General features: G+C 69.9%; 24 protein-coding genes. 14 read left to right on the plus strand and 10 right to left on the minus strand.

Annotation, left to right across the window (positions count from 1 at the left end):
- Positions 1 to 135: 135 nt before the first annotated feature.
- Together BY998_RS17460 and BY998_RS17465 are read left to right on the plus strand one after the other, a co-directional pair.
- Positions 136 to 1545 (plus strand): malonyl-CoA decarboxylase, encoded by a 1410-nt coding sequence (locus BY998_RS17460; RefSeq protein ID WP_110352883.1) that lies wholly within the window; start codon positions 136 to 138, stop codon positions 1543 to 1545.
- Positions 1546 to 1677: 132 nt separating this feature from the next.
- Positions 1678 to 2034 (plus strand): CsbD family protein, encoded by a 357-nt coding sequence (locus BY998_RS17465; protein WP_110352884.1) that lies wholly within the window; start codon positions 1678 to 1680, stop codon positions 2032 to 2034.
- A 53-nt stretch (positions 2035 to 2087) separates the two neighbouring features.
- Here BY998_RS17465 and BY998_RS17470 read toward each other — a convergent pair whose 3' ends face one another.
- Entirely contained in the window at positions 2088 to 2873 is a 786-nt protein-coding gene (locus tag BY998_RS17470; protein WP_110352885.1) for a 3-hydroxybutyrate dehydrogenase, read from the minus strand.
- Between the two features lie 264 nt (positions 2874 to 3137).
- On the opposite strand from BY998_RS17470, the gene BY998_RS17475 reads away from it, so the two are divergent.
- The 5 genes from BY998_RS17475 (at position 3138) to rplS (ending at position 7937) form a co-directional block, all read left to right on the plus strand.
- A complete protein-coding gene (locus BY998_RS17475; RefSeq protein WP_181425550.1) occupies positions 3138 to 4091 on the plus strand; it encodes an acetyl-CoA carboxylase carboxyltransferase subunit alpha in 954 nt (317 codons plus the stop codon).
- Positions 4092 to 4104: 13 nt separating this feature from the next.
- Positions 4105 to 4830 (plus strand): DUF1796 family putative cysteine peptidase, encoded by a 726-nt coding sequence (locus BY998_RS17480; RefSeq protein WP_110352887.1) that lies wholly within the window; start codon positions 4105 to 4107, stop codon positions 4828 to 4830.
- 148 nt (positions 4831 to 4978) lie between these two features.
- Positions 4979 to 6379, plus strand: a complete 1401-nt coding sequence (locus BY998_RS17485; RefSeq protein WP_110352888.1) for a murein L,D-transpeptidase family protein — start codon at positions 4979 to 4981, stop codon at positions 6377 to 6379.
- 124 nt (positions 6380 to 6503) lie between these two features.
- Positions 6504 to 7394, plus strand: a complete 891-nt coding sequence (ppk2, locus tag BY998_RS17490; protein ID WP_110352889.1) for a polyphosphate kinase 2 — start codon at positions 6504 to 6506, stop codon at positions 7392 to 7394.
- Positions 7395 to 7532: 138 nt separating this feature from the next.
- Complete coding sequence (gene rplS / locus BY998_RS17495; protein ID WP_110352890.1) at positions 7533 to 7937, plus strand: 50S ribosomal protein L19; 405 nt, start codon at positions 7533 to 7535, stop codon at positions 7935 to 7937.
- A 520-nt stretch (positions 7938 to 8457) separates the two neighbouring features.
- On the opposite strand, the gene BY998_RS17500 is transcribed toward rplS, so the two are convergent.
- On the minus strand, positions 8458 to 9654 hold the full coding sequence (locus BY998_RS17500; RefSeq protein WP_110352891.1) for a lytic murein transglycosylase: 1197 nt from the start codon (positions 9652 to 9654) through the stop codon (positions 8458 to 8460).
- A 286-nt stretch (positions 9655 to 9940) separates the two neighbouring features.
- On the opposite strand from BY998_RS17500, the gene rpsD reads away from it, so the two are divergent.
- Positions 9941 to 10558: a 30S ribosomal protein S4 gene (gene rpsD, locus BY998_RS17505; protein WP_110352892.1), complete on the plus strand. Its 618-nt coding sequence runs from the start codon at positions 9941 to 9943 to the stop codon at positions 10556 to 10558.
- Positions 10559 to 10631: 73 nt separating this feature from the next.
- Here the strand turns inward: rpsD and BY998_RS17510 are convergent, their stop codons facing one another.
- The 6 genes from BY998_RS17510 to BY998_RS17535 all read right to left on the minus strand — a co-directional run bounded on the left by BY998_RS17510 (position 10632) and on the right by BY998_RS17535 (position 18243).
- Positions 10632 to 11684 carry a nitronate monooxygenase gene (locus tag BY998_RS17510; protein ID WP_110352893.1) on the minus strand — a complete coding sequence of 351 codons (1053 nt, stop codon included), beginning with the start codon at positions 11682 to 11684 and terminating at the stop codon, positions 10632 to 10634.
- 48 nt (positions 11685 to 11732) lie between these two features.
- Positions 11733 to 12575, minus strand: a complete 843-nt coding sequence (locus BY998_RS17515) for a phosphatidylcholine/phosphatidylserine synthase (RefSeq protein ID WP_110352894.1) — start codon at positions 12573 to 12575, stop codon at positions 11733 to 11735.
- A 91-nt stretch (positions 12576 to 12666) separates the two neighbouring features.
- Positions 12667 to 13377 (minus strand): phosphatidylserine decarboxylase, encoded by a 711-nt coding sequence (locus tag BY998_RS17520; RefSeq protein WP_110352895.1) that lies wholly within the window; start codon positions 13375 to 13377, stop codon positions 12667 to 12669.
- Between the two features lie 63 nt (positions 13378 to 13440).
- Complete coding sequence (locus tag BY998_RS17525; RefSeq protein WP_110352896.1) at positions 13441 to 14376, minus strand: sensor domain-containing diguanylate cyclase; 936 nt, start codon at positions 14374 to 14376, stop codon at positions 13441 to 13443.
- A gap of 174 nt (positions 14377 to 14550) precedes the next feature.
- Complete coding sequence (locus BY998_RS17530; RefSeq protein WP_110352897.1) at positions 14551 to 16482, minus strand: ABC transporter ATP-binding protein/permease; 1932 nt, start codon at positions 16480 to 16482, stop codon at positions 14551 to 14553.
- Positions 16483 to 16611: 129 nt separating this feature from the next.
- Entirely contained in the window at positions 16612 to 18243 is a 1632-nt protein-coding gene (locus tag BY998_RS17535) for a LysM peptidoglycan-binding domain-containing protein (protein ID WP_110352898.1), read from the minus strand.
- A gap of 204 nt (positions 18244 to 18447) precedes the next feature.
- Here BY998_RS17535 and BY998_RS17540 point away from each other — a divergent pair, with 204 nt between their 5' ends.
- Together BY998_RS17540 and BY998_RS17545 are read left to right on the plus strand one after the other, a co-directional pair.
- Positions 18448 to 19050, plus strand: coding sequence for a TIGR00730 family Rossman fold protein (locus BY998_RS17540; RefSeq protein ID WP_110352899.1), 603 nt, complete (start codon positions 18448 to 18450; stop codon positions 19048 to 19050).
- A gap of 8 nt (positions 19051 to 19058) precedes the next feature.
- On the plus strand, positions 19059 to 19862 hold the full coding sequence (locus tag BY998_RS17545; RefSeq protein WP_245421631.1) for a class I SAM-dependent methyltransferase: 804 nt from the start codon (positions 19059 to 19061) through the stop codon (positions 19860 to 19862).
- A 4-nt stretch (positions 19863 to 19866) separates the two neighbouring features.
- On the opposite strand, the gene cysS is transcribed toward BY998_RS17545, so the two are convergent.
- Positions 19867 to 21255, minus strand: coding sequence for a cysteine--tRNA ligase (gene cysS / locus BY998_RS17550; protein WP_110352900.1), 1389 nt, complete (start codon positions 21253 to 21255; stop codon positions 19867 to 19869).
- 326 nt (positions 21256 to 21581) lie between these two features.
- Between cysS and BY998_RS17555 the strand changes: the two genes are divergently transcribed.
- From BY998_RS17555 to BY998_RS17565, 3 genes are all read left to right on the plus strand, one after another.
- Positions 21582 to 21911 (plus strand): hypothetical protein, encoded by a 330-nt coding sequence (locus BY998_RS17555; RefSeq protein ID WP_110352944.1) that lies wholly within the window; start codon positions 21582 to 21584, stop codon positions 21909 to 21911.
- 93 nt (positions 21912 to 22004) lie between these two features.
- On the plus strand, positions 22005 to 22259 hold the full coding sequence (locus BY998_RS17560) for a type II toxin-antitoxin system prevent-host-death family antitoxin (RefSeq protein ID WP_110352901.1): 255 nt from the start codon (positions 22005 to 22007) through the stop codon (positions 22257 to 22259).
- The gene (locus tag BY998_RS17565) at positions 22256 to 22525 is read left to right on the plus strand and encodes a Txe/YoeB family addiction module toxin (RefSeq protein WP_110352902.1); all 270 of its coding nucleotides are present in this window, start codon (positions 22256 to 22258) and stop codon (positions 22523 to 22525) included. Before BY998_RS17560 ends, BY998_RS17565 begins: the two co-directional genes overlap by 4 nt.
- Before the next feature lie 12 nt (positions 22526 to 22537).
- On the opposite strand, the gene BY998_RS17570 is transcribed toward BY998_RS17565, so the two are convergent.
- Entirely contained in the window at positions 22538 to 23035 is a 498-nt protein-coding gene (locus tag BY998_RS17570) for a CreA family protein (protein WP_110352903.1), read from the minus strand.
- A 206-nt stretch (positions 23036 to 23241) separates the two neighbouring features.
- Here BY998_RS17570 and BY998_RS17575 point away from each other — a divergent pair, with 206 nt between their 5' ends.
- A complete protein-coding gene (locus BY998_RS17575; RefSeq protein WP_110352904.1) occupies positions 23242 to 24255 on the plus strand; it encodes a DUF2865 domain-containing protein in 1014 nt (337 codons plus the stop codon).
- Positions 24256 to 24357: the final 102 nt, after the last annotated feature.

Below are 24357 nucleotides of genomic sequence, written 5' to 3' on the forward strand. Positions count from 1 at the left end.
CGCGCGATATGGTGGAGCAAGGGCAGGGCCGGCGGCGATGCGGCTGGCGCGCGGACAGCGCACGCCTTAGGTTTCCGGCGATATCGCGCCCATCTCCCGGGGCGGCGGTCAGGCGGTTCCGGAGGCTTGCCGGTCATGGCGGCGATCTCGTTCCTCGGCGATCTCATCCAGACCATCAGCGACCGTGGGCGCGACCTGATCGGCCTGTCCCGCGGCGACCTCGCCCGGACTGCGAGCCCGGCCGATCTGGCGCGGCTGTGCGAGGATCTGATCTCGCGGCGGGGCGAGGCGTCCGGCGTGGCGCTGGCCCGGCTCATCCTCGACCGCTACGCCTCGCTTCCGCTGGAGGAGCGGCTGATCTTCCTCGGGATCGTCGCGAGCGAGTTCGGAGCGGATCACGCGGCGGTGGAGCAGGCCATCGCGGGCTACCGCGCCGACCCGACCCGGGCCCGGCTCGGCCTGCTGCACGAGGCTGCCGAGCCCCGCTCGCAGGAATTGATCCGCCGGCTCAACCTCGCCCGCGGCGGCACGCTGGCGCTGGTGCGGATGCGCGAGGATCTCTTCATCCTGCGTAAGCATCTCAAGGATCAGAGCGCCGACCCGCAGATGGTGGACGCGGCGGTGAGCCTCGACAGCGATTTCGAGCACCTGTTCGCCTCGTGGTTCAATCGCGGCTTCCTGGTGTTGCGCCCCATCGACTGGACGACGCCCGCCCACATCCTCGAGAAGATCATCCGCTACGAGGCGGTCCACGAGATCGCCGATTGGGACGAGCTTCGCCGCCGCATCGAGCCGCCGGACCGGCGCTGCTTCGCCTTCTTTCACCCGGCCCTGCTCGACGAGCCGCTGATCTTCGTGGAGGTGGCGCTGACCGCCGGGATCTCCGCCGCGATCCAGCCGATCCTCGCCGACGGGCGCGAGCCGGTGGCGGCCCGCGCCGCCACGACGGCGGTCTTCTACTCGATCTCGAACTGCCAGAAGGGTCTGGCCGGTGTCACCTTCGGCAACTTCCTGATCAAACAGGTGGTCGAGGATCTCGCCCGCGAAATTCCCTCGCTCAAGACCTTCGTCACCCTTTCACCGGTACCGGGCTTCCGGACCTGGCTCGACCGCGAGCGCGGGGCCGACGTGCCGCAGGGCCTCACGCGGGAGGACGTGGAGGCGCTGCGCCTGCTCGATAGCGATGATTGGCGCAGCGATAAGGCCAAGTGCGAGGCGGTGCGGCGGGCCATGATCCCGGCGGCGGCCGCCTATTTCCTGCGCGCCAAGAACGAGCGGGGCCGTCCTCTCGATCCGGTCGCCCGCTTCCATCTCGGCAACGGTGCCCGGCTGGAGCGCCTGAACTTCCTGGGCGACACCTCGAAGAAGGGCGTGCGCCAGTCCTACGGGCTGATGGTCAACTACCTCTACGACCTCTCGGCCATCGAGAAGAACCACGAGACCTATGCCAACCTCGGCACCGTCGCGACCTCGTCGGTGGTGAGCCGCGAGCTGCGCGCGAACCTGCCGCCGCCGCGGGCGATGGTGCTGGCCGAGGCGGGCTAACACCGACTCAGGCATCGGCGAGCGCCGCTTTTTTGCTGCGCCGCGGGACCGAAATGCCCTTCGGACGTTTCCCTGTCCGACGCCCGCCCGAAACCGAAAGGTGGCGGACGCGACAAGGAAGGGAGTTCCACCATGGTTGATACGGATCGCATCGTCGGCACCGCCAAGGATCTCGGTGGGCGGGCGCAGGGTGCCGTGGGCGATGCGCTCGGCTCCGACCGGGACTCGCTGGAGGGACGCTACCGGGAGGCCGAGGGCCGGGCGCAGCGCGTCTACGGGCAGGCGAAGGACACCGTGCGCGACATCGCCGACGATGTCGGCGGCTACGCGGAGGACGCCTACGACCGGATCAGCCGCCACGGCGGCACCTACCTGCGCGACGGGCGCGAGCGGGTCGAGTCCCAGGTGGGCGAGAACCCCTTCCTGGCGCTGCTGATCGCCGGCGCGGTCGGCTACGGCCTCGCCCTGCTGCTGCATTCGCGCCGCTGAGCGGAGGGGCCGGCCGCGACGGCGTCGCGGTCGGCTCACGGTGACGGGCGGCGCTACTGCGCCGTCCAGCCGCCATCCATGGCGAGGTTGGCGCCGGTGATCTGGCTGGCGCCGTCGGAGCACAGGAACACGGCGAGCGCCGCGACCTGATCGACGGTGACGAATTCCTTGGTCGGCTGCGCCTTCAGCAGCACGTCCTCGATCACCTGCTCCTTGGTCAGCCCGCGCGCCTTTATCGTGTCGGGGATCTGGCTCTCGACCAGCGGCGTCCAGACGTAGCCGGGCGAGATGCAGTTCACGGTGATGCCGTGGGTGGCGAGTTCGAGCGCCGCCGTCTTGGTGAGCCCGACCACGCCGTGCTTGGCCGCCACGTAGGCCGACTTGTAGGGCGAGGCGACCATCGAGTGCGCCGAGGCCGTGTTGATGACGCGGCCCCAGCCCTTCGCCTTCATGTGGGGGATCGCCGCCCGCAGGGTGTGGAAGGCCGAGCAGAGGTTGAGGGCGATGATCTGGTCCCACTTCTCGATCGGGAATTCCTCGATCGGCGCGACGTACTGGACGCCGGCATTGTTCACCAGGATGTCGACGCTGCCGAAGCTGTCAGCGGACAGCGCGATCAGGCCGCCGATCTCGTCGGGCTTGGTGAGGTCGGCGGGCGAGTAGACGGCCTTCACGCCGAACTCGCTCTCCAGACCGGTCCGCGTGCGCTCGATCTCGTCGGGCTTGCCGAAGCCGTTGAGGACGATGTTCGCGCCCTCCTTGGCGAAGCCGCGGGCGATGGCGAGACCGATGCCGCTGGTCGAGCCGGTGACGACGGCCGCTTTCCCATTCAGGCTCATGCACAATCCCTCCGGTTGCGGGCCGCGCGGACCCTCGCGCCGACCGACTTGCCCCAACCGGACCGCGAAGTCGATTGCGCTGCACTGCGGTCGCTGACGCGCCGCGGCGGTTGACACCCATCCCCGCTTCCCCGAACACCGCGCCCGGCCGCGGGTTCGCGCGCGCCCTGGTCTCGAAGCGGATTCCGATTCGAACCCGGGCGCGCGGCGGGGCCGAGCCGCGCGGATGCCGAGCAAGAGTTGGACCCACGATCGATGGCGGTGATGCGCTCCTATCTCGACTTCGAGAAGCCCGTCGCGGAGCTCGAGGCGAAGCTCGAGGAACTCAAGGCCCTGGGCCAGCGCGACGGCGCCGTCTCGATCAGCGAGGAGGTCGGGCGGCTGGAGGCCAAGGCCGCTCAGGCGCTGGCCGAGATCTACGCCGCCCTCACGCCCTGGCAGAAGACGCAGGTCGCCCGCCATCCGCAGCGCCCCCACTTCGTCGATTACTGCGCCGGGCTGATCGAGGAATTCACGCCGCTGGCCGGCGACCGCAGCTTCGGCGAGGACGAGGCGATCCTCGGCGGGTTCGGGCGCTTCCGCGGCCGGCCGGTCTGCGTGCTCGGCCAGGAGAAGGGCGCCACCACCGAGGCGCGGCTGCGCCACAATTTCGGAATGGCCCGGCCCGAGGGCTACCGCAAGGCCGTGCGCCTGATGGAGACCGCCGACCGCTTCGGCCTGCCCGTGATCGCCTTCGTCGACACGGCCGGCGCCTTCCCCGGGATCGAGGCGGAGGAGCGCGGACAAGCCGAGGCCATCGCCCGCTCGACCGAGGCCTGTCTCGGGCTCGGCGTGCCCAACGTCGCGGTGGTCATCGGCGAGGGCGGTTCGGGCGGCGCCATCGCCATCGCCACCGCCAACACCGTGCTGATGCTGGAACACGCCATCTACAGCGTGATCTCGCCGGAGGGCGCCGCCTCGATCCTGTGGCGCGACCAGGGCCGCGCCCACGACGCCGCCACCGCCATGAAGATCACGGCGCAGGACCTGCTTCGGCTCGGCATCATCGACGGCATCGTGCCCGAGGCGACCGGCGGCGCCCACCGCGACCGCAAGGCCGCGCTCGACGCGACCGGCGAGGCCGTGGCCCGCGCGCTCGCCGCGTTCGAGGGGCTGGGCCGCGACGAGATCCGCGACAGGCGGGCGCAGAAATTCCTCGAGATCGGGCGCAAGTTGTGATCGGCGGCGCGGCGTGAAGCGGCCCACCGCCGCCGGGCTTCTCAGCGGCCTGCGCCGTCTCGGCCTGCGGGACCTGCGCGAGCCCGGGCCCGTCAGCCATATCTCCCTGGGCAGCCACTGCCACACGGCGCAGCTCCTCAAGGGGCTTGGCCTGCGCACGTGGTCCGCGCCCTTCGACTGGATCTTCTCCTCGCCGGGGATGGTGCGCGACTGCCTCGCCGACGACTTTTCGGACCTGCTCGACCGGCGCCACTACGAGAGCACGCCGGTCGGTGAGCGCGTGGCGCCGGACGAGACTCGTTGCCGTCATCGGCTTTACCGCGACCGGCACGCCATCCCCTTCGTCTTCAACCACCACGACCCCGCCACGAGCGAGGAGGATTACCGCTTCCTTCAGGAGGGCGTACGGCGGCTGCGGGTGGCGCTGGCCCGGCCGGGCGCGCGCAACGCCCTCTACCTGCTCACCGCCCTTCCAACCGAGCCCGAGACGGTGCGGGCGATCCGCGACGGGCTGGCGGCGCGGGCCGGCACGGCCGGTGCGGAAAATCACCTCACGATGATCACCCTGCGGCAGGGCGAGGAGCCCTCCGTCCAGCGCTTGGCGCGGGAGCCGCATCTCGACTGGCTCGAGGTGACGACGCGCTCGCCGTCCGTCGGCCTGCGCTTCGCTGACCCGGCCGATGACGCCTTCGTGAAGGGTCTGCTGCCGCTCGCACGGCGCTTTGGTGGGGAACCGTGACCGTTCCGCCACGCTCGTCCACAAACCGTCCGGCCGCATTGCGGTAAGGTTCGGGTAAGTCTACCCGGGCTATTGGGTTCGGGGAGTGACGTCCGCACAAGAGGCAGGAGAAGCCTCGCGGGCGAGGACACGTAAGGACGGGTTCCCCATGGCTGTGCGTCCGTTTGCGGCGACTGCTCTCGTCGTTCTGGCGATGACCCTCGGTGCCTGCCAGGACAGCGCCATGCTCGGCGGCGCCTCGACCCGCAGCCTGACCCCGATTCCGCCCCAGGTCGTCTCGCTCATGCAGACCAAGGGGATGAGCCAGTCCGACCCGATCCTGATCCGCGCCTTCAAGAAGGAAGCGGAGATGGAGGTGTGGAAGCGCGGCGCGAACGGCCAGTACGCGCTCCTCAAAACCTACCCGATCTGCCGCTGGTCGGGCCAGCTCGGCCCCAAGACGAAGCAGGGCGACCGGCAGGCGCCGGAGGGCTTCTACACGATCACGCCGGGTCAGATGAACCCGAACTCCAGCTACTACCTGTCCTTCGACGTCGGCTATCCGAACGCCGTGGACCGGGCCAAGGGCGGCACCGGCAACTACATCATGGTGCACGGCACCTGCTCGTCGTCGGGCTGCTTCGCGATGACCGATGCCTCGATGTCGGAGATCTACGCGCTCGCCCGCGAGGCCTTCAGCGGCGGCCAGCGGGCCTTCCAGTTCCAGTCCTATCCCTTTCGGATGACGGCGGCGAACATCGCCAAGTTCCGCAACGATCCCAACGCGCCGTTCTGGAAGAACCTCAAGGAGGGCTCGGACTATTTCGAGACCCTCAGGGAGGAGCCGCGGGTCGCGGCCTGCGGCACCAAGTACGTGTTCGGCGGCGCCGACGTGGCCGCCGGCAACTGCACGCCGCGGGTCGATCCGCTCGTGGCGGAGAAGCGCGACCGCGACAGCCGCGACGTCGCCGACCTGATCGCCAAGGGCACGCCCGCCACCCGCGTGGTCTACGAGGACGGCAGCCAGAATCCGGTCTTCCGCCCGCAGAAGCCGGAGGGCCCGGCCCTCGCCAGCCTGATCGAGACCGACAAGGACAAGGAGAAGGAAAAGGAACTCGCCTACACGGCCAAGGAGTACGGGCGCTACCATCTCGGCGAGATCAGCCGGCCGGAAAGCCTCGCCCTGGGCCCGAACGAGTTCGAGGTCGATGCCAAGGGCAAGCCGGTCCTCGTGGCCGCCGCGCCCGCCGACGCCCCCGGCCCGACCAAGGCGGCCGCCGCCCGCAAGGAGCAGGCGAAGCCGACGACCGTCGTCGCCGTGCAGGACCCGGCCAAGACCGGCGGCAAGGCGCTGAGCGACAAGGCCGCCAAGGCGAACCGCATCACCGTCGCCGATGCGGACGGCGATGTCAGCGCCTTCAGCAAGGTGCTCGCCAAGAAAGACGTGAAGGCCGCCGAGACCGCCCCGGCCAAACCGAAGCCCGCGGCCAAGGAAGCCATCAAGGACGCGCCGGTCGCCTCGACGAAGCCGCACGCCTCCGTGACGACGACCGGCTCGGTGCGCAACTGACAATGGGGCGGCGGCCTCGGGCCGCGCTCGACCCGACCGCGGTTTTCGCCGGGCAAGCTTCGCCGGCCTGTCACACGAGAGTGCTCTAAGCGTCCGGCCCACCTCGACGACCGGACCCGGCCCCATGCGCGACGACAGCCGCCCGCACGCCTACGATTTCGACGCCATCCGCCGCGAACTGGCCGACAGCTACGACGAGGAGCTGGAACTCGGCTTCGACGAGGCCCAGGAGGACGGCGGATCCCTCACCCGGCGCAGCTACTTTCACGAGCTGCTGCGGCTCCAGCACGAGCTGGTGCGCCTCCAGGACTGGGTGAAGCACGAGGGCCTGCGGGTCGTGGTCCTGTTCGAGGGGCGCGACTCGGCCGGCAAGGGCGGTGTCATCAAGCGCATCACCCAGCGCCTCAACCCCCGCATCTGCCGCGTGGTCGCCCTCCCCGCTCCGAGCGAGCGGGAGCGCACGCAATGGTACTTCCAGCGCTACGTCACCCATCTGCCGGCGGCGGGCGAGATCGTGCTGTTCGACCGCTCCTGGTACAACCGCGCCGGCGTCGAGCGGGTCATGGGCTTCTGCACCGAGGACGAGGTGGAGGAGTTCTTCCGCTCCGTGCCCGAATTCGAGCGCATGCTGGTGCGCTCCGGCATTCTGCTGGTGAAGTACTGGTTCTCGATCACCGACGCCGAGCAGGCGCTGCGCTTCCACATGCGGATCGAGGACCCGCTGAAGCAGTGGAAGCTCTCGCCGATGGATGTCGAATCGCGCCGCCGCTGGGAGGATTACACCCGCGCCAAGGAGGATATGCTGGCACGTACCCACATCCCCGAGGCGCCGTGGTGGGTGGTCGAGGCGGTCAACAAGCGGCGCGCCCGCCTCAACTGCATCAGCCACCTGCTGGAGCAGATCCCCTATCAGACCGTGAACCACCCGCCCGTCGTGCTGCCCGACCGCGTGCGCAACGCCGACTACCTCCGTGCGCCGATCCCGCCGGAGATGTTCGTCCCGGCCCGCTACTGAGCGGAGCCGGCCGCCTCCCGCGCGCGCCCATCGACAAGTCCGCGCGCATCCTGTAAAGGCCCGGCCAACTCACAACAGGATGCCGAAATCCTGACGCCCGGACCTCACCGGACGGGCGCTAACGGCCGGAGCTTTCCAATGAACATCATCGAGCAGCTCGAGCGGGAAGAGATCGCCCGCCTCGCCAAGACCATTCCCGATTTCGAGCCGGGCGACACGGTCATCGTCAACGTCCGCGTGAAGGAAGGCGAGCGCACCCGCGTGCAGGCCTACGAGGGCGTCTGCATCGCCCGCAACGGCGGCGGCCTCAACGAGAGCTTCACCGTCCGCAAGATCTCCTACGGCGAGGGCGTGGAGCGCGTCTTCCCGGTGCATTCGCCGATGATCGATTCGATCAAGGTGGCCCGCCGCGGCAAGGTGCGGCGCGCGAAGCTCTACTACCTGCGCGACCGCCGCGGGAAGTCCGCCCGTATCGTCGAGCGCTCCGACCGCTCCGAGAAGGCGGCCAAGGCCCAGAAGGCCGCCGCCACCGCCGCGGAGTAAGCCGTCGGAAAGCGGCTCCCCGGAGCCGCTTTCACCGCCGCGCCCGTCCCGAGATGATCGGGGCGGGTTTTTTGTTGCGGGTAGCGATCCCGATGAGAGTCGGTCCTGCGTTGCGAGAGGCGCGTCCGCAACGTGATGCCGCGATCCGGTTCTGATACGGCTTCCGGCTGATCGCTTCGGCCTCTTCCTCCGTCATCGCGAGGCGAAGCCGTGGCGATCCAGGGCTCCGTCCCTTCCGGACATGTCGCGCTCTGGGTCGCTTCGGCTCCGCCTCGCGATGACGGAGCGGGGACGGAGCGGGGCGAAGGCCGAGGCGATGGACCGAAAACGATATGACTGATGCGATCCGGCCCTCGGCCGATCACTGAATCAGCCGGAGAAGCCCCGCCTCTCTGCGGACGATCTCGGTCACATGCCAGCCGCCGAGGAAGGCGGCTGGGCCATCGAACAAGCCGAGGCCTTCATCGACGGGATAGGCCGCACCGTTCCTGATCGATGATGACATCGCGCGGCAGAGGCATCACCCCCGCCGCAGCGCCTCCAGCACCTTGCCGCCCGGCCGGCCCGTCGCCGGCATGCCGAGGCGGCGCTCCACGTCCTTGATGGCCTCGCGGGTCTTGGAGCCGACCTTCCCGTCCGGCTCGCCGACATCGTAGCCGCGGGCGATCAGGCGGGTCTGGAGGTCGCGGCGCTCGGCGCGCGAGAGCGGCGGATCGTCGGTCGGCCACTCGGCCTGGACGCCGGGGCGGCCACGCAGGCGGTCCGAGAGCACGGCGATGGCGAGCCCGTAGGATTCGGCGGCGTTGTAGGAGTAGATCGCGTCGAAGTTCTTCGTGACGAGGAAGGCGGGGCCGTTGATGCCGGCCGGGGCGATGATGCCGGCGGGCCCCTCCCCGCTGAGGGGACGGCCGTCGATGCGGGTGACGCCGAGCGAGGCCCAATGGCCGACCGCGTGCTTGTTCTTGCGGCCGGCGCCCGCAACGTTGAAGCCGCGCGGCAGCCGCACCTCGTAGCCCCAGGGCTGCGCGTTCGACCACTTGGCCACGCGCAGGAAGTTGGCGGTGGAGGCGACGGCGTCAGCCACCGAATCGACGATGTCGCGCCGTCCGTCGCCGTCGCCGTCGACAGCGAGGCGCTGATAGGTGGTCGGCATGAACTGCGTCTGGCCGAAGGCGCCGGCCCAGGAGCCGGTGAGCCGCGAGGCCTCGATGTCGCCGCGCTCGATGATCTTAAGCGTTGCGATCAGTTCGCCGCGGAAGAAGTCCCGGCGGCGGTTGCCCGAGCAGGCGAGCGTGGCCAGCGATTGCACCAGCGGCATCTTGCCGAGGTTCTTGCCGAAATTCGACTCGACGCCCCAGACGGCGGCGATGGTGTGACGGTCCACGCCGTAGCGGGCCTCGGCATTGGCCAGCGCCTGGGCGTGCTGGCGCATGGCGGCGCGCCCGTCCTCGACGCGCTCGTCGTCCACCAATGCCGACATGTAGTCCCAGATCGGCGTCTTGAACTCGGGCTGCGCCTGGGACAGCTCGATCACCTTGTCGTCGTAGGCGATGTTGGCCGTGGCGGCTTGGAAGGTCCGGGCGGAGACCCCGGCCCCGGCGGCCTGGGACTGGATGCCCGCGAGGCAGGACTGGAAGTCGGCCTGGGCCGGGCCGGCGGCGAGGGCTCCGGCGAGGGCGAGCGCGATCAGGCTCGTGCGGGTGGCTGGCGTCGGCATGGGTCGGCGCTCCGTCAGATTCCGGGGAATGGTCTCGTGCGATTCAGGCGATACGAGGGTTAACGAAGCGTGACGCACCTGTCGTGCCGGCCCGGCAGCCGGCTCCGGATTTGACGGCGCGGGCGTTCTCGTCTAGCAGGCGAGCCGTGGACGGGGCTCCTGATCGGGGCCCCGTACCCTTTCATGCGCACCCGCGGGCGGTAACAGCCGCCCTGTCGCCCTCGCCGCGTCAGCGAGGAGGGAGAGGAGGGCGCGTTCCTCATAAATTTGTTCCAGAGGAACAGCGATGTCAAAACGCGTCCAGGCGAAGCACAAGCTCGATCGCCGCATGGGCCAGAACATCTGGGGCCGCCCGAAGAGCCCCGTGAACCGCCGCGAGTACGGCCCTGGCCAGCACGGTCAGCGCCGCAAGGGCAAGATGAGCGACTTCGGTACGCAGCTGCGCGCCAAGCAGAAGCTCAAGGGCTACTACGGCAACATCACCGAGAAGCAGTTCCGCCGCTACTACGCCGAGGCGATCCGCCTGCGTGGCGACTCCGGTGAGAACCTAATCGGCCTGCTCGAGCGCCGCCTCGACGCCGTGGTCTACCGTTCGAAGTTCGTGGCGACCCCGTTCGCCGCGCGCCAGTTCGTCAACCACGGGCACATCAAGGTCAACGGCCGCCGGGTCAACATCCCGAGCTACCAGGTCAAGGCCGGCGACGTGATCGAGGTGAAGGAAGCCTCCCGCCAGCTCGAGATCGTGGTCGTGGCCTCGCAACTCGCCGAGCGCGACGTGCCGGACTACATCGAGGTCGATCATCACAAGATGACCGCCCGCGTCACCCGGATCCCGGGCCTCTCCGAGGTGCCCTACCCGGTGCAGATGGAGCCGAACCTCGTCATCGAGTTCTACTCGCGCTAAGATTTCTCTTCGGTATCGCCCGGAGACGGAAAGGGCCGCCCCTCGGGGCGGCCCTTTTTCCATGTCGCCCTCGTCAGGCCGGGACGGCCGCCGCGAGGAGGCGCGTCAGCTCCGCCGCCGGCATCTCCCGCGAGAGCCCAATTGCCTGCCCCGACCAGAGCGGGGAGAAGTCGCCCGAGCCGCGCGCCTCCGCGGCCGTGCGCAGGGGCTGGAGCGCGACGGCCGCGCCGGGAAAGGCGGGGGCGACCGGGCTGACGGGACCGAGTTCCCGCACGACACGGGTCTGTAGGCCGCGAGCGGGGCGGCCGGTGAGCACGTTCGTCAGAACGGTGTCCTCGTCCCGCGCCGCGCCCAGGGCCGCGCGGTAGGGTGCGGAGATGCCGGCCTCGGGGCAGCGCAGGAAGCCGGTGCCGACCTGAACCGCGCTGGCGCCGAGCGCGAAGGCCGCCGCCACGCCGCGGGCATCAGCGATGCCGCCCGCCGCAATCACCGGCACGGCGACCGCGTCGGCGATCTGCGGCACCAGCGCGAAGGTGCCGACCTGGGAGGCTGCGGCCTCGGTCAGGAACATGCCGCGATGGCCTCCGGCCTCCGCCCCCTGCGCGATCACCGCATCGACGCCGTGCTCGGCGAGCCAGCGCGCCTCGCGCACGGTGGTGGCCGAGGACAGGATCAGGCAGCCGACGTCCCGCACACGCCGCAGCAATGCCTCCGCAGGTAGCCCGAAGTGGAAGCTGACGACGCGCGGGCGCAGTTCGGCCACGAGCTCGGCCATCGCCTCGTTGAAGGGCGCCCGGTTGGCCATGCTCACCGGTGCCGCCGGATCGAGGCCGAACTCTTCGTAATAGGGCGCGAGCGCTGCCCGCCACGTCGCCTCGCGATCCGCGTCCGGCGTCGGCGGCCGGTGGCAGAAGAAGTTCAGGTTGAAAGGGGCATCCGTCGCCTGCCGGATGGCGGCAACCTCGGCGCGGACCTGCTCGGGCGTGAGCGCAGCGCAGGCGAGCGAGCCGCCGCCGCCGGCAGCGCTGACGGCGGCGGCCAGCGCGGCCTTCGGCCCGACCATCGGTGCCTGGACGATGGAAGCGGCGATCCCGATCAACCCAGCGAAATCCGTGCGTCCCGCCATCCCGCTCTCCTCGCACTGCCGACGACGCGGATCGCCTTCGGGACGGTTCTACACCCCGGGTGCGGCCGGTCGCTCCGCGGTCTCGTCGGTGGCGTCGTTCGCCGCTTCCTGCTTCAGCCGCTTGCGGTACTGCACGGCGCCGAAGGGAATGGCCGCGAGGTAACTCAGGCTGACCACCGTGATCGCCTCGAAGGGAAAGCTGATCACGAGGCCGAAGCCCACCACCACGACGAGGAAGATCGGCACCACGAGGTCACGCGGCACGCGCTTGCCCCAGGTCTTGCCCGAGAAGGTCGGCACCGTGGAGACGACGAGGAGCGCGATCACCAGCACGTAGGCCAGGATCACCGGCGTGCCCCAATGGTCGAAGGGCAGGCCGAGGAAGTGGAGGTAGAGCGGCAGCATGCCGGTGAGCGCCCCGGCGGGGGCGGGCATGCCGACGAAATAGTCCTTCTTCCATTCCGGCCGGTTGGGGTCGTCGAGCATCGCGTTGAAGCGCGCCAGCCTGAGGCACATGGCGATGGCGAAGACCAGCGCCACGATCCAGCCTACCGACTTCAGATTGTGCAGGGTGAAGCTGTAGAGGATCAGCGCCGGGGCGCAGCCGAAATTCACGAAGTCGGCCAGCGAATCGAGTTCGGCCCCGAAGCGTGAGGTGCCCTTGAGCAGGCGCGCCACGCGCCCGTCGATCCCGTCGAGGCCGGCCGCGACGATGATGGCGATCACCGCGGGCTCGTAGCGCCCCTCGAAGGCCAACCGGATCGCGGTCAACCCGAGGCAGAGCGCCAGCAGGGTGATCATGTTCGGGGCGATCATCCGGAACGGCACCGGCCGGAACCGGCGCGGCCGGTCGTTCGCATCCGGCGCGAAGGGTGGGAACAGATCGTCCATGTCGCCCCTTGCGTCGTCGCCCCTTGCGTCGTCGCCTCTCGGCACGCCGCCTCTCGGCTCGTCGTCTCTCGCCATCGCGCGGCTCGTTTCCTCAGATGCGGCGGAAGGCCCGCTCCGGCCCGCCGCCGAGATCGGCCAGCACGGTCTCGCCGGCCACCGCCTTCTGGCCGAGCCCGACCAGCACGCGGGTGCCGACCGGCAGGTAGACATCGACCCGCGAGCCGAAGCGGATCAGGCCGAAGCGCTCGCCGACCTGCCGGGTGTCGCCCGCCGAGACGAAGCCGACGATGCGCCGGGCCACGAGCCCTGCGATCTGCACCACGCCGATGCGCAGGGGCTGGCCCTTATGCGTCGTCTCCATGACGATCCCGTTGCGCTCGTTGTCGTCGCTTGCCTTGTCGAGCTCGGCGTTGAGGAACAGGCCCGGCGTGTAGTGGATCTGCCCGATCTTGCCGGAGACCGGCACGCGGTTCACGTGGCAGTCGAACACGTTCATGAAGACCGAGATCCGCAGCATCGGCTCGTGCGAGAGGTCGAGTTCCGGTGGGGGCAGCACGGTCGAGATCAGGTTCACGCGCCCGTCGGCGGGGGAGACGACGAGTCCGTCGCCCACCGGCACGACCCGCTCGGGATCGCGGAAGAAGTAGCAGACCCACAGCGTCAGGATCAGGAAGATCCAGCCGAAGAATTGCGAGAAATAGCCGAGCACCACCGTCAGCACGATGCCGATCAGGATGAAGGGATAGCCCTCCTTGTGGATCGGAACGAGCGTCCGGCGGATCGTCTCGATGAGGTCGGTCATGGGCTCCGAAGGGGTCCGGCGGGGCAAATCTGACCCGCCGGATGGCAGGGGGGCGCGGTTCCGTCAACCGCCGCGTGCCGGGCGTCCGGCCGGTGAGCCCGCGGCAAGGCCGCCCGCGTCGAACAGGCGATAGGTGCGCCGCCCCGCCGCTTTTGCGGCGTAGAGGGCGGCGTCTGCCAGCGCGAACGGGTCCTGCGCGTCTGCGCAGAGCGCCACGCCGACCGTCGCGCCGAGCGGGTAGCGCTGTCCCCCGTGGTCGAACGGGCGGCACAGCGCGGTGACCAGCCGCTCGGCGCAGGCTGCCGCCTCGGCCGCGACGCCGTCGAGGATGACGGCGAACTCGTCGCCGCCGATGCGCGCCGCGAGTTCGGCGCGCGGGCAGACGAGGCCGATTCGCCGGGCCGCTTCGCGAAGGCAGCGGTCGCCGGCAGGATGCCCGTAGGTGTCGTTGATCGTCTTGAAGCCGTCGAGGTCGATCAGGATGAGCGTGCGCATCGGCTCTCGCAAGCGGTCCTCGAAGCGGGCGCGGTTGGCGAGGCCGGTGAGCGCGTCCGTCTCCGCCCGCAGGCGCATCTGATCGAGCCGGCGCCGCTCCGCGGTCACATCCTGCTTCAAGCCGTAGAGCCGCAGGGGCCGACCGTGCCGGCTTTCGACCGTGGCGGTGATGCGGATCCAGCGAGGCCCGCCACTGGCCGGTCTGATCTCGGCGTCGAGGCAGAATCCGCCGGCTTCGGCGAGCGCCCTGTCGCGCAAAGCCGTCAGCTCCCGCCGCGAGGCGTCGGTATAGAGGGCGAGGGCGTCCGCCCGCTCGACCGCGGTGCCGGAGGGCAGTCCGAACAGATCGTAAACGCCGTCGCTCCAGGTCAGCCGCTCGTCGGGCAGGCTGCAGGTCCACATTCCCAAGCCGGCGGCCCGCATCGCCGCCGCGAAAGGGGGCTCGACCTGTTTCAGGGCTGCCTGCTGCGCGCCGATGATGGCGGCCTGAATGCGCAGCTGCATCCGCAGGCGCTCGATCTCGGCCCCCGCGGACGGCGCCGAGAGGGGAGAGGGAAGCCTATCGTCGGTCGCGCGAATCGGGGGACCTCGTGCCGGGGGACGGGGCACCATCCTGCGGGCACGTCGCTTTCCGCAAGGTGAAAGGCCCGACTGGCGCGGCGCACCCGAAGGGCAGGCTCAGGCGACCGGCTCCGAGCGCTGCGCCTCCTCCAGCAGCAGGCGCTCGTCCTCGGCGCGCTTGAGCGCCTCGCGTGCCGCGTCGGCCTGCCGCTGGCGGTTCCAGAGCGCGGCGTAGACGCCGCCGCGAGCGAGCAAGCTGGTGTGGTCGCCCCGTTCCACGACGCGCCCATGGTCGAGCACGAGGATCTCGTCGGCGTTGATCACCGTCGAGAGGCGGTGGGCGATGACCAGCGTGGTTCGGCCCTGGCTGACCCGGTCGAGGGCGGCCTGGATCTCCCGCTCGGTGAACGAATCGAGCGCCGAGGTCGCCTCGTCGAGGACGAGGATGGGCGGACCCTTGAGGATGGTGCGGGCGATCGCCACCCGCTGCTTCTCGCCGCCCGAGAGCTTCAGCCCGCGCTCGCCCACCGGCGTGTCGTAGCCCTCCGGCAGGCTCTCGATGAAGCGGTCGATCTGAGCCAGCCTAGCGGCCTCGCGCACCTCGGCCTCGCTCGCATCCCAGCGGCCGTAGCGGATGTTGTAGCCGATGGTGTCGTTGAACAGGACCGTGTCCTGCGGGACCATGCCGATGGCCGCGCGCAGGGAATCCTGGCGCACGGCCGCGATGTCCTGCCCGTCGATGGTGATGCGCCCGCCCTGCGGCTCGTAGAAGCGGAACAGCAGGCGTGAGAGCGTCGACTTTCCCGCCCCCGAGGGACCGACGATGGCGACCGTGCGGCCCGCCGGCACCTCGAAGGACACGCCGCGCAGGATCGGCCGCTCCGGGATGTAGGCGAAGCGCACGTCCTCGAAGCGCACGGTTCCGGCCTCCACCTTGAGCGGGGCCGCACCCGGGCGGTCGGCGATCTCGGGATTGCGGTGGAGGATCAGGAACATGTCGTCGATGTCGATCAGTGCCTGTTTGATCTCCCGGTAGATCATCCCCATGAAGTTCAGCGGCATCGAGAGCTGCACGAGCATCGTGTTGACGAGCACGAAGCCGCCGATGGTGGTGCGGCCCGCCATGATGTCGCGGGCAGCAAGCCACATCACCGCGGTCATGCCGATGGTGAAGATCACCGCTTGGCCCGCATTGAGCACCGCGAGCGAGACGTAGGTCTGCGTCGAGGCCTTCTCGTAGCGCTCCATCGAGGCGTCGTAGCGGGAGGTCTCACGCTTCTCCGCACCGAAATACTTCACCGTCTCGTAGTTCAGGAGCGAATCGACCGCCTTGGTGTTGGCCTCGGTGTCCGAGTTGTTCATCCGGCGGCGGATGCCGATGCGCCACTCCGTGGCTTTCCAGGTGAAGCCGAGATAGGACGCGATCATGCCCGCCACGACGACCGAGTAGAGCCAGTCGAACTCGTAGGCGAGGATGCCGAGCACGAGCACCAACTCGACGATGGTCGGCACCAGGGTCAGCACCATCAGGCGCGACAATTCCTCGATGCCCGAGCGGCCCCGCTCCAGCACCCGGGTCAGGCCGCCGGTCTTGCGCTCCAAGTGGAAGCGCAGGCTGAGGCGGTGCATATGCTCGAAGGTCTGGAGCGCGAGCTTGCGCACGGCGTGCATCGCCACCTTGGCAAACAGCCCGTCACGCACCTGCGTGAGTCCGGCCATAGCGATGCGCGACAGGCCGTAGAGGCCGATCAGGAGGAAGGGCGCCGAGAGCAGGCCCGCCGGCACGGCGGAGGCGGCGGCGGCCGTGCCGTCCTTGGCGCCGATCGCCGCGACCAGCGCGTCGGTGGCCCACTTGAAGGTGAACGGCATCACCATCGTCGCGGCCTTGGCCACGAAGAGCAGGCCGAAGGCGAGAAACACGCGGCGCTGGAGGTCGGCGCGGCCGTGCGGCCAAAGGTAAGGCCAGAGGCGGCGATAGGTCGTCAGGAGGCCCGGGCGTTCGAGAGGCGTGGACGCGCCCTCCCCCGCCGGCGCGGGTGCTTGTGCCATCGTCGTGTTCGGAAAGACCTTGCGGCGCGGAGCGGCCGTTATCCGCCGCATATAGGCCCACCGTCCGTCATGCGCACCCCGCCACGGCCGAAGCGCTTGGCGCGCCTCCCCGATCCGGCCAGCCGGGGCTCAGGTGCGACGATCGGTGCCGGGCTTGGCGGCCGGAGTGCCGGACGACGATTCGTCCTTCGGCAGCACGAACATCTGGCCGGGATAGATCAGGTCGGGGTTGCGGATCTGCTGCTGGTTGGCGTCGTAGATCACGGTGTAGCGGTGGCCGTGGCCGTAGGTGCGCCGGCTGATCTGCCACAGGCTATCGCCGCGGGTGATCCGGGCGGTGCTGATCTCCGGCACGAAGACGCTGCCCGCCTCGGCTGCGGACGGCGAGGCGCCTCCCGGCTCCGCCGTTGCGAGGCGCTCCCGCCCCGCCGAGGCCGGAGCGCCCGATGCCTTGCCGGGAAGGGCGGGCGCGAGGGCGGCTGCCGCCCGGCCGTCACGCTCCGGCGAAGGGACCGTCGGGACCGCCGTCGCGGCGATGGACGGCGTGCCGGACGGCGCGGGGCTGGCCGGCTCCGTGCCGGCTTGCTTTCCCGTCCGCAGCGGCGCGGCCGCGAGGCTCGGCGCCATCGGTTGGGCCGCGGGTGTTTTCCCGGGCGTTCCCTGCGCCGGGTGCGTCGCCGGCCGCTCGGCGGGCATCGCTGCGGCGTCGCGCTTCTGGCTCGGCGCGGATCGCTCCTCCGGCCCAGCGCCGGCAAACCGCGTCGGCGGGCTGTCGGGATAGACAAAGGCCACCTCGGCGCGGCTGCGCACCTTGCCGCCCGCCGGATCGCCCGTATCGACCCGGATGCGGTAGGCGCCCGGCTTCACGCCGCGCCCGATCGTGAAGGCGACCCGCCCATCCGCGCCGGCCTGTCCAGAGGCGACCAGCGTGTCGTTGAGGTAGAGACGAACGGCGCTGCCCGCCGCCGCCTGGCCGGTCACGTCGAGGCGTCCGCCCTCCTGGGCATCGACGCTGACGATGCGGGCCGTGCCCGTGGTTCCGCCCGAAACGCGGCCGCCCTCGGCGGTTCCGGCCGTCGCGGGCGCGGCGGTGCCGGGGGATTCGGCGACGGCCGTCGGCGGCTTGGTCGTCGCGCCCTGCGCCTCCGGCGCGTCGGGCTGGGAGAGCACCTGGGTCGGCCGATCCGGCGCGCTCAGCGCGATCAGCGGCTTGGTGTTGCGGGTCTCGGCTACCACCACGGTGACGCTTTCGCGGCCGGCCAGCGTCCGCCCGTCGGCGGCGGTGGCGCGCAGCGAAATCTCGCTCGACCCCGTCGGAAGATCCGGCGGCGTGAGCGCGAACTGGCCCGACGCGTCGGCTGTCGCCGCGGCGAAGGGGCGCCCGTCCCGCATGAGTTCGATACGGGCGTTGGGCACCGTGCGGCCGGCGATGACGCTCGCTCCGTCGGGCTCGACGCGGACGATGTCGAAGCTCGGCGCCCCGTCCGGTTCGGGCCCGGCGCGGCCGGCCGCCCCGCTTTCCCCTTGCGGCAGGGCCGGGAGAGCGGCATGAGGAGAGCCCGTCGAGGGCGCTTCGCCCGCGCGGTCCCCGGTTTCCGTCCCGTTCGGCTTGTCCGGTGCGGCCGGCGTCTCGGCAGAAGGGTTGACCGCCGCGTTGCGCTTGAGGAGTTCCCCCGTCCCGAACAGCGCCACGACCATGGCGAAGCCGCCGAGCAGGCCTGCAGCCGCGAGGACGATGCTTCGCCGCAGCTCAGCCGTCATGACCGTCCACTCCCGTCCTGCCCGTGTCGGTGCGCATGCCCGAAAAGCAACGTCGCTTGTCGACAACCCGTCCAATTCCCGTGACATATTAACGAACATGAGAAGAACACCAAAGCTCGATCGCGCGGGGGCGCCCCGTTCGTCCGCGAACTCAGCATTCTTGCGCGTGGGCGGTGCTCGCCGCCGCGGCCGGGGAGTGCTGTGATGGCGCGGCTGACTTCCGTCTGCGTCTATTGCGGCTCGGGCTTCGGGGGCGATCCGGCCTTCGCCGACGCGGCCCGGCGCCTCGGCACCTCCCTGGCCCGAGCCGGGGTCAAGCTGGTCTATGGCGGCGGCAATGTCGGCCTGATGGGCACGGTGGCGGGCGCGACGCTCGATGCGGGCGGCCACGTCACCGGCATCATCCCCGATTTCCTGAAGTCGCGCGAGCGCATGCTCGACGCGGTGCAGGAGACGATCGTCGTCTCCGACATGCACACCCGCAAGAAGCTGATGTTCGACCGCGCCGACGCCTTCGTGGCGATGCCCGGCGGCATCGGCACCCTGGAGGAGCTGGTCGAGCAGCTGACCTGGGCGCAGCTCGGCCAGCACCGCAAGCCGATCCTGCTCCTGTCGGTCAACGGCTTCTGGGATCCGCTGATCACCCTGATCGACCACATGCGCGGCCAGGGCTTCATCCGCGAGGGACTCGATCTGAGCTACCTCATCGGCGACGATCCCGACCGCGTGGTCGAGCGGCTGGAGGCGGCCCTGGCGGAGGCCGGCCCGGCCCCGCATGCCGACGCACTGATCGAGAAGCGATTCTGAGGGCGGCCATGCTGCGGACGGAGCAGGACGGGGCCATGACGGGTCACACCATCGCGGGCGAGCATACCGGCCAGCATTATTCGGAGGTGCTGGCCCGCCTCTCCCGCAACGCCGCCGTCCAGCGCTACCTCGAGATCGGCGTGGCCCACGGCGACATCTTCGCGGGCATCGCCTGCCGCCACGGCATCGCCGTCGATCCCGAATTCCAGCTTCGGACCAACGTCGCGGCCAACAAGGTCCGCGTGTCACTGTTCCAGGTCATGAGCGACCTGTTCTTCGAGCACCTGAACCTGCGCCGCGACCTCGGCGGGCGGCTCGATCTCGCCTTCCTCGACGGGATGCACCTGTTCGAGTTCCTGCTGCGGGACTTCCTCAACACGGAGGCGATCTGCCGTCGCGACTCGATCATCGTGATGCACGACTGCCTGCCGGTGGCCGAGCCGATGGCCGACCGAGATCCGGTTCAGGCCGGCATCCGCGGCCGCGGCACGCCGTTCGAGAACTGGTGGACCGGCGATGTCTGGAAGGTTGTGCCGATCCTCGCCCGCTTCCGCCCGGATCTCGAGGTGATGCTGGTGGACGCCCCCCCCACCGGCCTCGTGATCGTCACCGGGCTCGATCCCGCCTCGCGCACCCTCGGACGGAACTACGAGGCGATCGTCGAGGAGTTCTCGCGCTTGCCCAACACGGCGGAGGAGATCGCGCAGGTCTATGCCGAGCACCCGCTCGTGCCGACGGAGGAGGCCCTGCGCCGGCTGGGCGGCCGATCCTACGCGAACGGCTCGGGCTGGCTGCGGCGGCTGACGGGCTGAGGTCTCAGCCCGCCACCGTCCAGGTGGTGCTGCCGTCCTTGTTGTCCTTCACGCTCACGCCCATGGCGGTGAGCGCGTCGCGCACCCGGTCGGAGGCGGCCCAGTCCTTGGCTGCCCGCGCCGCCTTGCGCTCGGCCAGCAACGCTTCGACCCGCGCCACGTCGATGCCGGTGGCGCTGACCCGCTCCGCCTCGCGCTGCGCCTTCGTGCGCGGCAGGAAGCCCATCAGCCCCGCCCCAGCCTTAAGGGCCGCGGGGCTCGTGCCGGCGAGCCGGTGCAACTCGCCGATGGCGGCGGGCGTGTTCAGGTCGTCGGCGAGCGCCTCGACCACGCCGGCCGGTACCTCGGCATCGGGCGCCGCCTCGCCGGCCGCCTCGTACCAGCGGTCGAGCATCCGGCTCGATTCCTCCAGGCCGCGAAGGGTCCAGTCGATCGGCTGGCGGTAGTGCGACTTGAGCATGTTGAGGCGCGCCACCTCGCCCGGCCAGTCGTCCAGCACCTGGCGGATGGTGATGAAGTTGCCGAGCGACTTCGACATCTTCTCCCCTTCGACCTGCAGGAAGCCGTTGTGGAGCCAGACATTGGCCATCACGTCGGTGCCGAAGCAGCAGCGGGATTGGGCCACCTCGTTCTCGTGGTGGGGGAAGATCAGGTCGATGCCGCCGGCATGGATGTCGAAGGTCTGTCCCAGGTGCTTCCACGACATGGCGGAGCACTCGATATGCCAGCCGGGCCGGCCTGCCGCATCGATCCCGCAGGGCGAGGGCCAGGAGGGCTCGCCGGCCTTCGAGGGCTTCCACAGCACGAAGTCGAGGGGTGAGCGCTTGTAGGGCGCCACCTCGACGCGGGCACCGGCCTCCATCTCGTCGAGGGGGCGCTTCGAGAGCGCGCCGTAATCGGGCATGGAGGGCACGTCGAACAGCACGTGCCCTTGCGCCACGTAGGCGTGGCCGGCCGCGACCAGCCCCTCGATCAGCCGGTGCATCTCGGCGATATGGTCGGTGGCCCGCGGCTCGATGAAGCGTGCCGGCTCGCCCGCCCGGTTCACGTCTTCGGCCATCAGCACGCCGAGGTCGCCGACATCCGTGTGGAATTGCGCCAGCGTGCCGTCGGTGAGTTCGCGGATGGTGATGCCCCGCTCCGCCGCGCGGGCGTTGATCTTGTCGTCCACGTCCGTGACGTTGCGGGCGTAGGTGACGTGCGCCTCCCCGTAGAGGTGGCGCAGCAGCCGGAACAGCAGGTCGAAGACGATGATCGGCCGCGCGTTGCCGATATGGGCCGCGTCGTAGACCGTCGGCCCGCAGGCATACATCCGCACGTTTGCCGGATCGATCGGCGTGAAGGCCGCCTTCTCGCGGGTCAGCGTGTTGTAGAGCCGCAACATCGGAGTCATCGACTGCGTTCCTGCCGGGCGGGCCCGGCCTCCCTGGCGGTCTGCCCCGCCCTCGTCGTTTGTCGTTGGGGCGCAGCGGCTTCCACCGCCCGCCGCCCGGCACCGAAGCGGTTTCGCCACATTGCCGCCGAAGCCGCCGGCCCTTGCTGTTGCGCTGCGGCGACGGCCATCGCACCCAGGCTGGGCTACCTCAAAACGGTGATGAATTCGAGAACGGCGGATGCCTGCGCCGCCGCTCCGACGACCGTGATCGGTTCGGCAAGGATTTGTTTACCGCCTCGTCCGAACCTTCGCTCCTGAACGAACCCGTTCACAAGGTTTTCACCATGCGCCGCGCGTCCGTCGCCTTCCTCGCCCTCGTTCTCGCCACCGCGACCCTGCCGGCCCGCGCCGGAAGTGAGGCCTCGACGGTCAAGCACGTCGAGAAGACGTTCCTGATCCCGGCCGAGGAGGGCTACGGCGTCGGCGAATGCCTGAGCGGCGGCCCGAGCGAGTGCGGACAGGTCGTCGCCAACGCTTGGTGCGAGGCGCAGGGCTTTGCCAGCGCCAGCACCTACGGCGTGGCCGCGCAGGACGAGTATACCGGCGCCATCGACGCCCCGGCGGCCCCGGTGAAGAGCGCGCCGCGCCCGCTGCGCATCACATGCCAGGATTGATTCTCTCTCCGCATCGATCAAACCCGGCTTGCGCGCAACACGCGCCGTCCCTATCGATCTGTACAAGGAACGGTACAGATTTGGCGCGGATTCATGGGTCACGTCGGTTTCACGGAGCTGCGGCGTAACTTGGCCGAGCATCTCGACCGGGTTGAGAGCGATCGAGTCGAACTCGTGGTGTCCCGGCGGCGCCACGAAGATCTCGCCATCATCCCGCTCGCCGAGTTGGAGAGTTTGCGCGAGACCGTGCATCTCCTCAGCACGCCGACCAATGCTGCCCGGCTGCGGGAGGGCGTAAGCCAGCTCGATGCGGGCGGGGGCTTGGAGCGCTCCCTGATCGAGGAATGAGGCTGCTCTGGTCCGATCGAGCCTGGGAGGATTACCTCTACTGGCAGGCCAACGATCCTGGCACGTTGAGGCGCCTCAACGAACTCATCAAGGATGCGTCGCGCTCGCCCTTCGCGGGACTCGGCAAGCCCGAGCCGCTGAAAGGCAATCTGAAGGATTGGTGGTCGCGCCGCATCACAGGATCGCACCGGCTTGTCTACCGGGTCGGCGGCACGGGCGCCGAGCAAACGCTCGAAATCGCCCAGTGCCGCTGGCATTACGAGTGAGGCGCAGCCCGCTCATTTCAGGAAGTCGGCGCATTTCGGCGGCGGCTCGGTGCCCCAGGGCGCCAGCGGGACGCTCGAGGTCGAGTTCTTGGGCGAGCCCTGCACCACCTTGTCCGAATAGACCATGTAGATCAGCGTGTTGCGCTTGGTGTCGCAGCCGCGCACGATCTGCATCGACTTGAAGATCAGCGAGCGCCGCTCGCTGAACACCACCTCGCCCTGTTTGACCTTGTCCTTGAACTGGACCGGGCCGACCTGCCGGCAGGCCAGCGAGATGTCGGACACGTCTTCGGCGAGCCCGAGCGTGCCCTTGATGCCGCCCTTCTCGGGCTGGGTGTACCAGCAGGCCACGCCCGCCACCGCCGGGTCGTCGATGCCGTAGACCACGAGCTTGTCGTTGGGCGTGAGCGGGCGCCAGACCGTCGACTTGTCGAAGATCCGGTCGGGTTCCTGCGCCCGAGCAGCGTCGCCCGCGAGCAGCGCCAGTCCGGTGGCGAGGCCGGCTGCCATCAACCGGGCCGTGTGTCCATTGGTGCTCGTGAGCCACATCGTCGACGCAATCCCCGCAAAGCTTGGCGCGAGAGACATGGTGTCTCTGTCCCCGAGGGTCGAGGGGCTTTAACACAGGTGCTGCTCCGCGGCTCCGCTTCGCCGCGGTCCGCCGAAAGCCTTCCCCCGCCCGCGCTCTCCTGCCTGAAATCCCCAGCATCCGCACCATGCCGATGATCGGAACGCAGATTCGCCGCGCCGCCGCCCTCGTCCTTGCCGCGATCAGCCTCGGCCTCGGCGGGGCGTCTCCGGCTGCCGCCGCGCCGGATGTCTGGGCCTGCCAGCGCTACAAGAGCGAGTTGGCCAACCTCAACGCCACCGCCTCGACCGCCGCCGCTCTCCAGAGCGAGGTGGCGCGCCTGCAGACCTATTATCGCAGCCTCAATTGCGAGGGCGGCAAGTTCCTGTTCTTCGACACCCGGCCCCCGCAATGCGGGGCGGTGGAGGCGCGGATCCGTTCGCTCAACGCCACCTATGGCGGCGGTGACGGGGAGGTCGTATCCGCCCGCCGCCGTCAACTCGTCGCGGCCGTGTCGAGCGCCTGCACCGGGCTGGTGCCGGAGGGCGGCCATGAGGGGCAGTCCGGCGCCCAGACCGCTCGCGGCGGCGCGCAGGTGATCTGCGTGAAGACCTGCGACGGCTCCTACTTCCCCATGGCCAACCTGCCGGACGGGCGCGGTGGCGCCGACGAGATGTGCCAGGCCCTCTGCCCAGGCACCGAGGCGCTGGCCTACTCGATGCCGCACGGCGACGAGGCCCTGAAATACGCCGCGACCATCAAGGGAAGCCGCGCCTACACCGCGCTGCCGACCGCCTTCAAGTTCCGCAAGAGCTTCACCGCCAACTGCTCCTGCAAGAAGGAGGGGCAGAGCTGGGCGCAGTCCCTGGCCAAGGCCGAGAGCATGCTGGTCCGGCACAAGGGCGACATCTTCGTCACGCCGATGCAGGCCGAGGCTCTGTCCCGTGCGCCGAAGGTGCGCTTGACCTTGGTCGGCCGTGCCGACCGGACCGCGGCCGGGCTCGCTGCCGCCGCGGCGAGCCGCGACGGCGCCGTCGCGGCCGTGCCTGAGTCGGCGCCAGACGCGGCCGAACGGACCGGATCGGCCGGGGAAACCCGCAGCGCCGTCCGCGTCATCGCCCCCGGCATCGTCGCGCCGCTCGCCCTGACGCCGATGCCCTGAGGCCCCCCACTCGCGGCCTCGCGTGACCGCCCCCCTTCCCGGGGCATGAGCAGAACGCTGCCTCTGAAACGGGAACCAAATCAGTCCCGTCGTGTTCGGAAC

Origin of the sequence: Methylobacterium sp. B4 (assembly GCF_003201865.1) — a bacterium.
GTDB lineage: Bacteria > Pseudomonadota > Alphaproteobacteria > Rhizobiales > Beijerinckiaceae > Methylobacterium.